This is a genomic window from Acinetobacter sp. NyZ410, assembly GCF_022828975.1.
GTDB classification, from domain to species: domain Bacteria; phylum Pseudomonadota; class Gammaproteobacteria; order Pseudomonadales; family Moraxellaceae; genus Acinetobacter; species Acinetobacter guillouiae.
Genome location: NZ_CP094620.1, coordinates 976,305 through 990,734, shown reverse-complemented (window position 1 = coordinate 990,734; position 14,430 = coordinate 976,305). Strand labels below are relative to the sequence as shown.

The following is a 14,430-nucleotide window of genomic DNA, read 5'->3' as shown; positions in this document are numbered from 1 at the left end:
GAGAATCACCTGACCCTTAAATTAACTGCCCAATATAGGATACCAATGCCAACACAATACTCAAAGGTAAAACAATTCGTACCGCAATACGCCAAATATTATAAAACGCTTCTGAACTAAAATTGATTGCTTTACGTAGATGGCTGATTTTCATGATCCAACCCACAAAGATCGAATAAATCAAGCAAATGACCAAGCCCCAAATCATCAGCAATGGATTAAACAGCACTGCAATGTTTGGAATTGCCCAAATGAACAATGCCACCAACAACACTACAAATTGAATAAGTATTGCGACTTGGCGTTGAGCTAACTGTTCTTTGCCTAGTTGTAATAATAACGCGGCTGAAATGACTGCAGTAAATAATAAAGTATAGGCAGGGATTTGTGCTGAAGCCGCAAAAAAACCAAAGTCAATCACAGCAACCAGTTGCGCAATCCAAATCGGTAAAGCTGTTTTAGATGCCTCATTATTCTGTTGAACATTCAACAAGCTGGTTTGCCAATACAAGCCTAAACCGAGACCTGTGGCCACAAGGGCTAAAATCGTTGCATTGCCCCACTCTTTAAACTCTACAGGAGTAACATGCCAAGCGGATAAGTGTGTACCGAAAACCTGTGCAAGGATTAAAGAAAGCAGTACGCCTATCGTGATCAAACCCACTAAAATTTGACGAGGCGCAAAAGACAAAGCAAAAGCCACTACAGCGGCACCTGCAAATAACAAATGACCTTCTATCGGTAAATTCGCAATCTGCACAGCACTTTGGCTGATATTCGATAAAATCCCACCCGCTAAGAATGGAATAAAGATAACAGCCAGCCAACCCACAATACGCCACGATTGAGATGCGTCAGCATCACGAGTTAAGCTAGACAAGGCATTGAGTGCAGTTGTTTTAGAACGCTTTGCTAAAGCAACTTCTAAATAAGTAATCGGCAATGCCAACACCAGCATTGACACTAACCACAATATCCAAAAATCAATTTGTCGATCAATTTGAATACCTAGGCTTGGAGCCAAACCTGCGATAATTATAAATGATAAACAAAATGCCATGAGCGGCGATAACCATCGTGACATAGAATAATCCTGCATGAGGTGTTTCGTAAAAAGTTCTGCTATTTTGCCTTTGTCGATGCTGAAAATCAAAGCTTAAAAGAAAAAAGCAAATCACCCCTCGATGATTTGCTGCGCTAGATCTTGTTATAATCTTTGTTATTTCTTTTTATCCCCTCTGAATTTTTTTAGTTAGAGAGCTGGTGATTCCCATAATTTCACAATCATAAAATGCCTGTAAACTATGAAAAAAATCTTGCAAACCAATTTTTACCTTTTTTCTTTTCGTTTTCTTTAATGATCCCCATCATATTTAATTTTACAGCCCCTACATAATCTGCATCATCATGTTGAATATGATTAATTAACCATTTAGACAACACCTCATGCAATTCTTTTTCTATAGAATGCCCTTCTTCAAAACTGGTACGATAACTTTCGATACGTTTAATAAATAAGTCATGTACACGTTTATGAGGAACACGGTATTTATAACCCGCTTCTTCTTGTAAGCTTTCTTCAAAGGTGAAATGGGATTGTGTATAGTCAATAATATTATCAAGAATTTGCTTAATACGAGCGCGATCCGTTGCCATACCGATTTCATCAATTTCATTGATGTAATCCAAAATCCGTTTATGTTGATCGTCGATCACATCGATACCCGTATTATATTCTGGAATCCATCTCATCTTCATACGATCACCTTAAAATAATGTCTTGACCTTCAGCAACCATATTAACGGCTATCTCTCCAAATAAAAATAAACTGTATTAGTCGGGATTCATTAAAAAAACTATGAAATAAATTAAGTTATTGTTTATACTTGGATAATATTTTAATCCGCACTAAAAGAGTAAGATATTTTTTAACCAATTATTAAGTTTAAATAATTTTATTGATTGTCTATATTTATTATTTTGAATGAATAAATGATTATTCGTGTGTAATCTAAAAATTTAAAACAACCACCTCAAATGATATTTTTATTTGCTCTTTTCCATACGATTACTCGTGATAAAACTACTCAATCATTTTTGCAAAATAAGAAAAAATATTCTTTTGTGATTTTGTTATATTTTTAAATACTTTCTTTATTCAAGTGAAATTTATTTTATATGTGCTATTTTTATTCCACTTATTTCATGATCCTATTTTAAAAGAGTTAAAATATAAATTTTATCATGACAATTTTATATAATAGACTTCTTTCATAAGTCCTTTTTAGAACCATAAATCAACATAAAAGCGCCCTCATCCTAGCCTTCTCCCAAAGGGAGAAAGAACTTTCAATCCCATTATGATTCACGCCACATCATCATTTTTTGATTTATGAAAGATCTTTAATATTTAAACAATTATAACGATATTATTACTCATTTTTTTCAATAAAACATAATTAAACATTATTATTTCATTATCTTCTCTTTGCTTTAACAACATCAAAATATTCCGTTAAGTCTCAAAGATGACCATCCTATACAATTGAATATGAGACTTTGATCATTCAAAATAATGCGATTTACAATAAATAATCCGAAGTAATTTTTACAGAATATCGTGAAAAAGCCTGCAAACGAATGATAAGGAAATTGCTATCAATCTAAGATAATTCTTGCATCTATAGTTGGTGCAAAAGCACCTATAAAAACCTGAATGGGCTAGATAAATTGAATTATTTTTTATTTTCACAATGATTTATATTTAAAAAAACATGGAGTTAGCGAATAACGCCTCCCCCAATCTCATATAAATTCATTCAGATCAAACTAATATTGATCTGCCTTGGTGACTCTAACCAAACTTGGATCAGCAGCCTCACGAGCAAGTCTTTCGACATGTGTTGTTGCTGTTTTTATCACTTGACCATCTTTAAATAAAATCATCTCACCAGGCTGGTATGCGGTCCAAACTTCATTTTGAGTTAATGGCTCTGTTGTAATCACGGCAACACGATCTTCTTTTGTTGTAAATTGACTAAAATCAATATCAACATCAATATCGACTAAGCGTGCATATGTAAATGGATACTCACGTACAATCCAATGCAGCTTCGTTGTCGCATAACTAAACAATGCTTGTCCATTGGAGAGGCAAAAATTAAAAGTGCCATATTCTGCAATTTTAGGTGAAATTTCTTCAAGCAAAGCAAATACATCATTTAAACTCGGTTCAAAATAACCAAATCTTAAAACCAGTTGTTCAAGCAAATAACAAAATGCCAGCTCACTGTCAGTACTGCCTACAGGGGTAAAACGCCCCGACAAATGTGGGTGAAAGTTATGTAAATCACCATTGTGCGCAAAAATCCACTGTCTGCCCCATAACTCACGAATAAAGGGGTGGGAGTTTTCTAAGGTAATTTTACCTTGAGTTGCTTTGCGAATATGCGCAATGACATTCCGTGATTTGATTGGATAGTTACGTACCAGTTCAGCAATCGGTGACAAGACTGCAGATTGATTGTCGACAAATAAACGACATGCTTTATCTTCAAAAAAGGCAATACCAAACCCATCAGAATGATCAGAGGTTATTCCTGCACGTTGAGAAAACCCACGAAACGAGAAAGTAATATCAGTGGGAGCAGCGCAGTTCATTCCAAGCAATTGGCACATAGTGTATTCATACAGCATTTTATTTATAAGAATATTGTGCATGACTACGCATCTGCTTGCAAATCTCAATAACTGAAAATAACTGCAAACAGATGCATATTAGACCAATGACTTAACATAGATCAGCAGAATAATTGGGTACTTATTCGCGGATCAAACTCTAAGTCCCCTTATTTTTCGGACACTCAGCGATTAACCATTTTGTTTAAAACAAAATTTTTGGCAATTTCATTGACATCTAAAAAGACAAAATAATCTAAACAATTAAATGCTTCATCGTGATATGCCTGTTTCGATAAACGCGCATTCATTTTCAAATAGACATCAAACAACTTTGGAATTCGTTCATCTTGTGGAAAGCTATACTCTGGATGACTTGGTTCAAAAGCGAGATTTGCCTTTATATCAATTGACTGTTTGGCAGTCATTTTCTTCAAATGCTGATGTGTATAGTAAGCACGTGCCTTATTGTCTTCCAAACGAATGCTGACACATCCCATTAAGTGTTTTGCCTTCATTTTCCACAGTACTGTCGGAACCAAATTTAACCACAACATCGACAATGCACGTCCATTACGATAACGCGGATGTACACAAGTACGGCCTATTTCCACAATATTGGATAGATGTGAAAGTTGAGAAACATCAAATTCTTGTGCGCTATAACTACGTGCAAGCTCATGCCCCTGAATCAACTTCAGGCGTGTATAGGCAACAATCTCATTGCTCCATTTATCACGTAATACCGCATGCTCACAATCAAGGTCATATAAATCTTGATCTAATCCATTTTCAAATGTAATGCCAAACTGATCTGCGAATTGTACTGCACGAAATTTTTGTACTTCTTTGAGTTGTTTCAGGTCTTCAACCCATTCAAATTTATATTGTGATTGTGCTTTTTTAGGTTTTGGTAAGGGTAAATTTAAGTTCTGGAAGTTCTGACGATACTGATTTAATTTTGCGAACATATTTTCGACTCCTTGAGCTTTTACTTACACTAGGCAATCCCGATGACACTTATATGACGAAAAAATGACCGTTTAAAAACACGCTATGAATGGTGAATTTGAAATAAAATCGGCAAAATAAAAAAGCCAATGTTTTCACACTGGCATTTTAAAAAAATAATGTACTGATTAAAAATTATTTCTGAGGCTTGGCCCGATTGGTAATTAAGGTTCCTACACCATGATCGGTAAAGATTTCTAAGAGTGTTGCATGAGGTACCCGCCCATCTACAATGTGCGCACTCACAACCCCACCTTTAACCGCATCTAAGGCACAACCCACTTTAGGAATCATGCCCCCGTAAATCACCCCAGTTTCAATGAGACGATCGACTTCTTGAGTACTAAGACCAGTCAGGAGGTTTTTATTTTCATCTAAAACACCTGATATATTGGTCAATAGAATCAATTTTTCCGCGCCCAAAGCTTCTGCCACTTTACCTGCGACCAAGTCTGCATTGATATTATAAGTTTGACCGTCTTCATCTACACCTAAAGGCGCAATCACAGGAATAAAATCACTTTGGGTAAACATTTCTAAAACGTCAGTTTTAACCCCAGTCACTTCCCCAACTAGACCTAAGTCAATTTGCGTGACTGTACCATCTGCAAGTGTCTTTTCCATCAAGAGCTTTTGAGCACGCAATAAATTACCGTCTTTACCCGTTAAACCAATGGCACGTCCACCATGCTGATTAATCAGATTAACGATAGATTTATTGACGCTGCCGCCTAAAACCATCTCGACCACTTCCATGGTTGCAGGATCCGTTACCCGCATTCCATCAATACGATCAGACTCACGGCCCAACTGTTTAAGCAATGAATCTACTTGTGGACCACCACCATGTACGACAATCGGATTTAAACCTACAGTTTTGAGTAAAACGATATCGCGAGCAAATGAGCTTTCCAAATCAGGATCAGTCATTGCATTGCCACCATATTTTACAACGAGTGTTTTACCTGAAAATCGTTGAATATATGGCAAAGCCTCTGTCAATATTTGCGCTTTGTCGATGCCAGTATGCTGATGTGGCATTCGCCTCTCCTTAGTGAGCTGTAGGAATTAGACTGATGAATATGGATGATGCAAGAAATCAGTGTGCCTGTAGAATATCTTGGGCGATCATAGGATAACGATCACTGAGCATAGACGCAAATGTCTGACGAATTTCATTTAAACAATTTGGACAATCTGCATCAAAACGTACGGTAAAATATTCACCTGTATTTGATGCCCGAATAATGCCAAAACCATGCTCAAAATCAAGGCGAACACCATCAATTTTACTCAGCTCGGCACCAAATTGTTGACTGAGCTCTTCAATCTCATTCAAAACAATTTTCGGATCAGTTCGATGGGTACTGATATAAGTATCTTCAGTATAAAAACGGTCAGGATAACAGGCTAAGATTTCAGACAATGTTGCTTGAGGAAAACAACATAAGTATTCCATCACACGTAAAGCCGCATATAGACCATCGTCATAACCAAGTCCACGCCCATCATTAAATACATAATGACCTGCGTACTCACCACCAAAGACAGCTTGGCCTTTTGATTGCGACATGTATTTGCGTAAAAAACTACTACCAGTCCGAATCATCTTGGCTCGACCGCCCAAACGTTCAACCACTTGACGTACCATAGATGAACATTTCACATCAAATACAATTTCATGCTGTGGATGATCTTTTAAACACATTTGGGCAAACAATGCTAAAAGCCGATCCGCTGAAATAATATGGGCATTTTCATCCAATAGAACCACACGATCGCCATCACCATCTAAAGCAATACCAATGTCTGCCTGATGATTAACTACATTTTGTCGTAATAATTCTAAATGTGTGGCTTGTGAAGGATCCGGTGCATGGTCGGGGAAGTTTCCATCAGCATTACAGCGTAATGCAATCACCTCACAACCCAATTTTTTTAAAACAAGATTGGCACAATAGCCTGCTGAACCATTTAAGCCATCAATCACGACTTTGAGTGGTCGGGTTAACTGAATATCTTTTAATAACGCAGACTGATAGGACAGACAAAATTCAGATTTAATTTGATGAGTCGCGCTTGGAATCACAGATTCTGCATCAATCCATGACAACTGTTCACTTTGCAGATAATTTTTTGCTTGAATGCCTATGTTTTGAATCATTTCAGGAGACGGTGGCTCAAACTGCATAATCCATTTAATACCATTGTCGGTTTTTGGATTATGACTGGCTGTGACCATGATGCCATTGCCCTGCGTATTTCTTGCGGCAAAGTACAATTGTGGTGTAGCACAACAACCTATTTCAGTGACTTCAATGTCTTTATTTTGAAATACCTGTTTGATAATTTGAGCATACGCAGGACTGCTTAATCGAGCATCGTATCCCAAGGTAATTTTTGATTGACCCTTTTCAATCAGTTGATCAACTAAAGCATATGCGATTGCCTGAATCAATTCAGGTGGCATCATTTCAACTTTTCCACGAATATCATAAGCGCGGAAAATTTGAAAAGGAAAATCATTCATCTTTTTCATAAGCAAAACTTCTATTTGCTTAACCCTTTATTTCGTCAGCTTTATCGCTCTAATGATAAGCAAGCAATTCATTTATATGAGAATATTTATATCGGGTCAAATGCAATATACTAAAAAACTCTTGATAATATATTCAATTTTATATACAGCGTTATACATACTTTTTGTTACAATTCAATATAACATTAAAAAAGCCTGATAAATCAGGCTTTAAAAATGATGAGAAAAACTTAGTTCTTCCCAGTGTGACCAAAACCACCAGCACCACGTTCAGTCGCTTCAAATTCACTTACAATATCAAATTGCGCTTGAACTACAGGCACCAATACATACTGAGCTAAACGCTCACCTGGTTCTAAAGTAAAGGTGGTTTGACCACGATTCCAAACTGAAACCATCAATTCGCCTTGATAATCTGAATCAATTAAGCCCACCAAGTTGCCCAATACGATCCCATGCTTATGGCCCAAGCCCGAACGTGGTAAAACCAGACCAGCAAAATTAGTATCTTCAATATAAATGGCCATACCTGTTTTAACCAACACAGTTTGACCAGGTTCAATTTGAATCGCTTCTTCTACACATGCACGTAAGTCCAAACCCGCTGAACCTGTTGTTGCATATGTTGGCATTGGCCATTCTTGACCTAAACGTTGATCAAGTACTTTTACTTGAACTTTCATATTGAAATCCTTGGTTAAATAAAGCTGTTAAAAGTTCTTCTATGTCTTTCGATCTGTTTAAAATCAAATCGAAAGAAAAATAAAAGAACTGATTTAAAAATTAACGTTTTAATAACGCTTTTAAGTTTTGTAAATATTGCTGTGCCTGTTGTTTAGGATCAACATTTTCAGCTAATTTTTTCTTACGCCCTAACCAATCCAACTCATCTTGTGGTAATTCATCTAAGAAGCGGCTTGGGGTCATTTGTTTCATTTGCCCACCATTTTTACGTTGCTCAGCCAAAGTTAAGGTTAAACCTTGTTGTGCACGGGTAATACCCACATACATTAAACGGCGTTCTTCCTCGATCGTTTCAGCGGCAATGGAGTTCTTATGTGGCAGAAGTTCTTCTTCTAAGCCCATAATATAAACAAATGGAAATTCCAGACCTTTAGATGCATGTAATGTCAGCAGGTTGACCTTATCGGTGTCTTCATCTTCCTGTTGTTGCTCAAGCATATCCAGCAACACCATTTTACGAATCACACTTTCAATGTTCTTTTCATCTACATCTTCAGCACGATTGATTAAGCTTTGAATACTGGTATAGAGCATCTCCACATTATCAATCTTGGTTTTTTCTTGTGCAGGCGTTGCCGCAGTTTCACGTAAATAATCGATATAGCCTGCATCATTCATCATTTGACGAATTTTAGGAACAGGTTCATCGTCATCTAACAATTCACGAGTGAAATCATTGATAAAGCCAGCAAACTCAGCCAGTTGTGTAGTAGCCTTTTTCGGCATTACCATAGTTAAGCGTTGATCACTTGCCGCAGCCAACAGTGATAAATGATTTTCTTGGGCAAAAAGACCTAACTTTTCAAGTGTTACAGGGCCAATTGCACGTTTAGGCGTATTGATAATACGAAGGAAAGCACTATCATCTTCAGGGTTGATGATGATACGCAAGTAGCTCATCACATCTTTAATTTCTGCACGACCAAAGAAAGATTGACCACCAGAGAGCTTGTATGGAATCTGCATTTGACGTAGCTGAGTTTCCAATACACGTGCTTGGAAATTTCCGCGATACAATACCGCATAATCTTTCCAGTTTTTGCCATTCATCAATTTATGCGTAAGTAGATCTTTTACTACACGTTCAGATTCATCATCATCATTACGACACGTAATGATTCGAATGACCTCACCATGACCTTTATCACTCCACAACTTTTTATCGAAGATATGTGGGTTATTTTCAATGACATGGTTCGCGGCTTTTAAAATACGACTGGTAGAGCGGTAGTTTTGCTCCAGCTTGATCACTTTTAAATTACGAAAATCTTCTTTGAGCAATGCCATATTTTCAGGCTTTGCACCACGCCACGCATAAATGGATTGGTCATCATCGCCTACAGCGGTGAACTGCCCCATCACACCGACCAATAATTTTACCAAAATATATTGCGCGGTATTGGTATCTTGATACTCATCCACAAGTAGATAGCGAACCCGGTTTTGCCAACGATCACGAACTTCTGCATTGTCTTGTAAGAGACGTGTTGGCATTACGATCAGATCATCAAAATCTACAGCATTATAAGCCCGTAAATTTCGCTCATATAATTGATACAAGTGGGCAAACTGCACATCTTCTGGTGTTTCACAAGTCGTATGTGCTTGCTCAGGCACAATCAAATCATTTTTCCAATCTGAAATCTTTTTCATGGCTTTAGCAATCAATTCTTTGCTTTCAGCACCCGATAAATTATCACGATGCATCAAGTCCATAAGAATACGCTTACAGTCATCGGCATCAAGGATTGAGAAATTATTTTTAAGTGGGGTATTTTTCAGCTCAATTCTTAATAAATTTAAACCAAAGGTATGGAAGGTTGAAACCGAAAGCCCTTTGCCCTCTTCTTTGCCCAATAGCTTACCGACACGTTCTTTCATTTCACGTGCAGCTTTATTGGTAAAGGTCATTGCGGTAATTCGATGCGCAGGAATCCCACACTGCTGGACCAAATACGCAATTTTTCTTGTAATTACTGAGGTTTTACCTGAACCCGCCCCTGCAAGTACTAACAAGGGTCCTTGAGTATATTTCATGGCTTCAAGTTGCTTGTCATTCAGTTGACTTGCTTTCGACATTGTTCATCCTCTAAAAACTTCGAGCTCGATTATAGTCATCTAAAGTAGAGTTGCAAAATGCTTAATTTGAATTTTTCCAATATAAAAACCAGATAAAAATAATTTCAGTTAAATTCTGCTTTAGTTTCAAACCTTCTTATTTCAATACTCTATTTTGTTATGAGTTGTTGTTATTCAGTTGGCTGGTGATCAAGTGGCGAAAGCATAACCAAAAGCCATCATAACGGCTAGCAAATAGCAGCAAGAAGAGAGACCTTTATAGCATCAACGCTGGTTTTAATGATAAAAAATCTGAAACGCAACCTTGAACTGGTTGATGCGGTTTAAATAAAAATTTGGAGCATAAAAAAAGGAATCATAGCGAACCATGACTCCTTTTCAATGCTTTAAACTCAATACCTTCAACTAAGAAATGCGTTACTCTTGTTACGATTTCTTAGTTTGTCGGATATTAGTTTGCTGCATAAATGCTGATTTCAACACGACGGTTCTGTTCACGACCCGCAGCAGTTGAGTTATCTGCGATTGGGTTTTGTGAGCCATAACCTTGAGTATCAATACGGCTCGCTACACCTTTACCTTTAAGGTAGTTTGCAACTGAATACGCACGGTTTTGAGACAATGGAATATTGATTGAATCATTACCCGTATTATCTGTATAACCCGTAACAAGAATTACACTCTTGTTATCTTCCATTAAAGTTTGAGCAACTTTATTTAAAGTACCGTAGAAGTTCGGCTTAATTGTTGATTTGTTAGTATCAAACGTAATGCTACCAGGCATAATTAACGCAACAGAACCATCTGGATTACGGTTAACTTCTACACCAGTACCCTGCATTTGTTGGCGTAATTTCTTTTCTTTATTGTCTAAATAAAGACCAGTACCCGCACCTAAAAGCGCACCAATTGCTGCTGCACGATTGTTTTGTGCAGATGAGTTTGCATTACCACGAGACAAACCATAGCCCGCTGCTGCACCGATCAAACCACCAATAGCAGATTTGTCGTACTCCATACCACCGATGTTATTACCAGTTGTTTGACAGCCAGAAAGTACTAAAGCCCCTGCTGTAAGTGTTGTAATTAATAGTGCACGCATTGCATGCCTCCAAGTTGTGTTTTTTGTTAGCTTAATTTTGGTATAAAAAACAAAGCACCACTATAGGCGTTTTGTTAACAATCACGTATTTTTTTACATTTTGTAATATTTACAATGAAATTTACAAAAGTGATCATCATAATTTATACATAGTCATTAAATGTGTCTTTTTAAATTGCATTGTAACGACTATATTTAGAGTCTGTGGACAATTCGTCTATGTTTACAACGATGTATATTTTTGAGCGAATACGAGGCAGCAAATCCGAAATCTAGTTATGCTAAATCAAGACTAACATGATTTTCCAAGGCCGCAACGTGATAGTAAAAAATATCCTAGTCGCTTGAACTGGCACTCACAATAAATCATTAGGACTGTTCTATGTCATCTCAACAGCAGAAGCAACCTATTTTAAAAAAAATTACGAAAGGTTTAACCGTTGGCTCAGTGATTACTGGTAGTACTTTTTTTCACGGCCCGCCTGTTTTAGCTTTAGGCTTGACCAAATTATTTAAAAAGTCAAAAAAGGTGGATGAAACCAATATCAACATCACCAATAGTTGGTTAAGCGTCAATAATTGGTTGATTGATCATGTTCTTCCAGAAACACAATGGGACATTACCGTTGATGAAAACTTGGATTTAAATATGCAAGGTCGTTATTTAATGACCTGTAATCATCAAAGTTGGGTCGATACCACCGTAAACCAATATTTTGGCCTAACACGCATGCCACTCACCCGCTTTTTCACCAAATGGGAACTGATCTTTATACCGTTTGTCGGGCAAGCCTTTAAGATTCTGGGCTTTCCGATGATGAAACGCCATACAAAAGAGCAGATTGCAAAAAATCCTGAACTCAAAACACGTGATATGGAAGAAGCACGTAAAGCCTGTGAGCAGTTATTAAGCCAGCCTTTTACGCTACTCAACTATCTTGAAGGAACTCGCTTTACCCCAGAAAAACATGCTCAACAACAATCACCTTTTACCAATTTACTTAAACCTAAGGCTGGTGGACTCGCACTCGCTTTAAGTATCTTAGGTGATAAGATTGATGCACTGGTGGATATGACCATTGTGTATCCAGATGGTGCACCTGGTTATGGCGAGTTTTGGTTAGGCGAAGTCCCTCGAATTGCAGTCAATATGCGTAAAATTGAGATTCCTGAATGGGTACTGGGCGGCAATTATGAAGATGATGCAGAATATCGCGAACGCTTTCAAAACTGGGTTGATGATTTATGGACTGAAAAAGATCAACTGATTAGCACCATAAAACAAAAATATAACCACTAACTTTCAATTGAAGAAAAACCACAGAATAGGATGGATATGACAGAGCAAGTTCCACCACTCGAAAATAGTACAGAAACGAAAAACGATATGTCACGAGGATGGTGGATCGCTTTTGGTTATGACATCTTTATGATGTTTATTATCATCTTTAACTTATTCTGTTTATGTGCCAATGCTTTTTTAATGAGTAATTTTGGTGATTGGCTTTTCAATGAAATTCATTTACCGCAAGTTTTACAGTATTACAAAACCGATCTGCACCCTTGGGTGATTAAAACCGAAAGCTGGTTTATTACCTTTTTGATTGTTGAATTGGGCATTCGCTGGCTCATCGCAATCATCAACAAACACCATGCGCGTTGGTTTTTCTTTCCATTTATTCACTGGTATGAAATTTTAGCAATTATTCCTTATTTACGTTTTTTACGTTTAATTCGGGTCGGTATTATTGCTTACCATTTTCATGAGTTAGGTTATAAGGTCATTCCCGACAACATTCTAAAACGTGTGCTGTTTTATTATCGGGTGGTAATGGAAGAATTGTCTGACCGCGTGGTTATTACAGTCATTGACGGAATCAAACATGAATTAGACACCAGTTCAAGTCATAAGAAAATCATTCATGATTTGATTGACCATCATAGAGAGCGTTTTGCACAAACCTTAGCGGAAGTCTTACAAGAGTCTTTAGCCACTGAATTAAAAGCACAAAGTCATGTGATTAGCCATAATGTTGGACAGATTGTACGTCAAGCCATTGAAGACACTCCGCAATTGACTCAATTATTGCGCATGATCCCAATTGCAGGCAGTATGATTGAAAATCAGATTCAAAATATTGGGCAACAGTTAGGTGAGAATATTACCCAAGGATTGGTGGAACCTTTCACTGAAGGCAATTTACACAATCCAAACGCGACCTATCAACTGATTTCAACCAAATTAAGCCAGTTAAATATTGAAAATCAGAAGCTTGAAGAACTAGTTGAATCTGTAGTCTATGAAAGTTTAGAATCGTTAAGGAAGCAAGTGAAAGTAAAACAATGGCAGCTTGAATTAGAAAAAAATGATCAAGTAAAAGATGAGTGATTCAAAGAATAAGCAATTCATTGAAAATATTTGTATCTTTGCTAGAGAAATCATTCAATATGTTCTAGCATTTGCCCTATTTCACAATTTTTGACGCTTAGATAGAAAAATTTAGGTCACACGCCTTTTAAGGAATAATTATGGCTGATATACGGATTACAGGCAGAATGGTTAATTTTACCCGATTAACCTTCGATACTAATGATCATGATGCCATCCGCCAGCAATTAACGTCAATGATGAGTGAAACCTCTTATCAAGGGGCTTTGGTCATTATTGATACCACAGTTGAACAAGAGCTTATTGCCCTGATTCAACTCATTATCAGTCTAGATTTACAGCCTATGGCTGTGATTGATGGTTTATTGGGTGATCAAGCACGTGCAATTCAATTCCCAGTCTTGCCTGCCGATCGTCCTTTGCAACGGATTAAACCGACGAAAGAACAAGTGGTTGAAACACCAGTAAAAGCACCCGCTGTAGCAACACCAAATGCAAGCGTAGATGCGCCTAAAACATTGAGTCATGTAACCTCATATCATGATGAAATTTTAAGAACTGGACAATGTCTGGTTCAAGATCATGGGGACATCATACTGAATGCTGGTATTAACAGTGGTTCGGAAGTGATTGCTTCAGGAAATATACATATCTATGGCAGTGTTCGTGGTAGAGTCATTGCAGGTGCAGGTGGTAACACCATTGCAAGAATTTTTTGTCATTCACTAGAAGCCGAATTGGTTTCTATTGCAGGAACATATTGTGTGGCAGATGACATTCCTCAAGATGTCATTAAAAAGGCTGTACATATTTACTTGAATGACCAGCAAGAGCTAGTGTTTGAAGCTTTGCAATTTTAAGGTATAAATTAACACCATATAAAACTC

Annotated in this window: 12 protein-coding genes; 3 read left to right on the top strand and 9 right to left on the bottom strand. The window is 37.2% G+C overall.

Annotation, left to right across the window (positions count from 1 at the left end):
• Window positions 1–16: 16 nt before the first annotated feature.
• The 9 genes from MTO68_RS04565 to MTO68_RS04525 form a co-directional block, all read right to left on the bottom strand.
• A complete protein-coding gene (locus MTO68_RS04565; protein WP_244015204.1) occupies window positions 17–1,099 on the bottom strand; it encodes a hypothetical protein in 1,083 nt (360 codons plus the stop codon).
• Between the two features lie 203 nt (window positions 1,100–1,302).
• Window positions 1,303–1,758 (bottom strand): bacteriohemerythrin, encoded by a 456-nt coding sequence (locus MTO68_RS04560; RefSeq protein WP_004819397.1) that lies wholly within the window; start codon window positions 1,756–1,758, stop codon window positions 1,303–1,305.
• A gap of 1,072 nt (window positions 1,759–2,830) precedes the next feature.
• The gene (locus MTO68_RS04555; protein WP_016539214.1) at window positions 2,831–3,679 is read right to left on the bottom strand and encodes a class II glutamine amidotransferase; all 849 of its coding nucleotides are present in this window, start codon (window positions 3,677–3,679) and stop codon (window positions 2,831–2,833) included.
• A gap of 185 nt (window positions 3,680–3,864) precedes the next feature.
• Entirely contained in the window at window positions 3,865–4,650 is a 786-nt protein-coding gene (locus tag MTO68_RS04550; RefSeq protein WP_004819394.1) for a GNAT family N-acyltransferase, read from the bottom strand.
• 175 nt (window positions 4,651–4,825) lie between these two features.
• Window positions 4,826–5,731: an acetylglutamate kinase gene (gene argB, locus MTO68_RS04545; RefSeq protein WP_224964865.1), complete on the bottom strand. Its 906-nt coding sequence runs from the start codon at window positions 5,729–5,731 to the stop codon at window positions 4,826–4,828.
• A 58-nt stretch (window positions 5,732–5,789) separates the two neighbouring features.
• Entirely contained in the window at window positions 5,790–7,229 is a 1,440-nt protein-coding gene (locus tag MTO68_RS04540; protein ID WP_244015202.1) for a phosphomannomutase/phosphoglucomutase, read from the bottom strand.
• A gap of 230 nt (window positions 7,230–7,459) precedes the next feature.
• Window positions 7,460–7,912: a dUTP diphosphatase gene (gene dut, locus MTO68_RS04535; RefSeq protein ID WP_004722748.1), complete on the bottom strand. Its 453-nt coding sequence runs from the start codon at window positions 7,910–7,912 to the stop codon at window positions 7,460–7,462.
• 100 nt (window positions 7,913–8,012) lie between these two features.
• Complete coding sequence (locus MTO68_RS04530) at window positions 8,013–10,052, bottom strand: UvrD-helicase domain-containing protein (protein ID WP_004722749.1); 2,040 nt, start codon at window positions 10,050–10,052, stop codon at window positions 8,013–8,015.
• Window positions 10,053–10,503: 451 nt separating this feature from the next.
• A complete protein-coding gene (locus MTO68_RS04525) occupies window positions 10,504–11,154 on the bottom strand; it encodes an OmpA family protein (protein WP_004722751.1) in 651 nt (216 codons plus the stop codon).
• Window positions 11,155–11,536: 382 nt separating this feature from the next.
• Here MTO68_RS04525 and MTO68_RS04520 point away from each other — a divergent pair, with 382 nt between their 5' ends.
• The 3 genes from MTO68_RS04520 to minC all read left to right on the top strand — a co-directional run bounded on the left by MTO68_RS04520 (window position 11,537) and on the right by minC (window position 14,403).
• On the top strand, window positions 11,537–12,454 hold the full coding sequence (locus MTO68_RS04520; protein ID WP_004722754.1) for an acyltransferase: 918 nt from the start codon (window positions 11,537–11,539) through the stop codon (window positions 12,452–12,454).
• Between the two features lie 87 nt (window positions 12,455–12,541).
• A complete protein-coding gene (locus MTO68_RS04515; protein WP_085942769.1) occupies window positions 12,542–13,543 on the top strand; it encodes a hypothetical protein in 1,002 nt (333 codons plus the stop codon).
• A gap of 140 nt (window positions 13,544–13,683) precedes the next feature.
• Window positions 13,684–14,403: a septum site-determining protein MinC gene (gene minC, locus MTO68_RS04510; RefSeq protein WP_004819387.1), complete on the top strand. Its 720-nt coding sequence runs from the start codon at window positions 13,684–13,686 to the stop codon at window positions 14,401–14,403.
• Window positions 14,404–14,430 lie beyond the last annotated feature (27 nt).

Coding starts and splice junctions, on each gene's coding strand:
- MTO68_RS04565 (WP_244015204.1), bottom strand. CDS start 1,099: ATGCAGGATTATTCTATGTCACGATGGTTATCGCCGCTCATGGCATTT.
- MTO68_RS04560 (WP_004819397.1), bottom strand. CDS start 1,758: ATGAAGATGAGATGGATTCCAGAATATAATACGGGTATCGATGTGATC.
- MTO68_RS04555 (WP_016539214.1), bottom strand. CDS start 3,679: ATGTGCCAATTGCTTGGAATGAACTGCGCTGCTCCCACTGATATTACT.
- MTO68_RS04550 (WP_004819394.1), bottom strand. CDS start 4,650: ATGTTCGCAAAATTAAATCAGTATCGTCAGAACTTCCAGAACTTAAAT.
- argB (WP_224964865.1), bottom strand. CDS start 5,731: ATGCCACATCAGCATACTGGCATCGACAAAGCGCAAATATTGACAGAG.
- MTO68_RS04540 (WP_244015202.1), bottom strand. CDS start 7,229: ATGAAAAAGATGAATGATTTTCCTTTTCAAATTTTCCGCGCTTATGAT.
- dut (WP_004722748.1), bottom strand. CDS start 7,912: ATGAAAGTTCAAGTAAAAGTACTTGATCAACGTTTAGGTCAAGAATGG.
- MTO68_RS04530 (WP_004722749.1), bottom strand. CDS start 10,052: ATGTCGAAAGCAAGTCAACTGAATGACAAGCAACTTGAAGCCATGAAA.
- MTO68_RS04525 (WP_004722751.1), bottom strand. CDS start 11,154: ATGCGTGCACTATTAATTACAACACTTACAGCAGGGGCTTTAGTACTT.
- MTO68_RS04520 (WP_004722754.1), top strand. CDS start 11,537: ATGTCATCTCAACAGCAGAAGCAACCTATTTTAAAAAAAATTACGAAA.
- MTO68_RS04515 (WP_085942769.1), top strand. CDS start 12,542: ATGTCACGAGGATGGTGGATCGCTTTTGGTTATGACATCTTTATGATG.
- minC (WP_004819387.1), top strand. CDS start 13,684: ATGGCTGATATACGGATTACAGGCAGAATGGTTAATTTTACCCGATTA.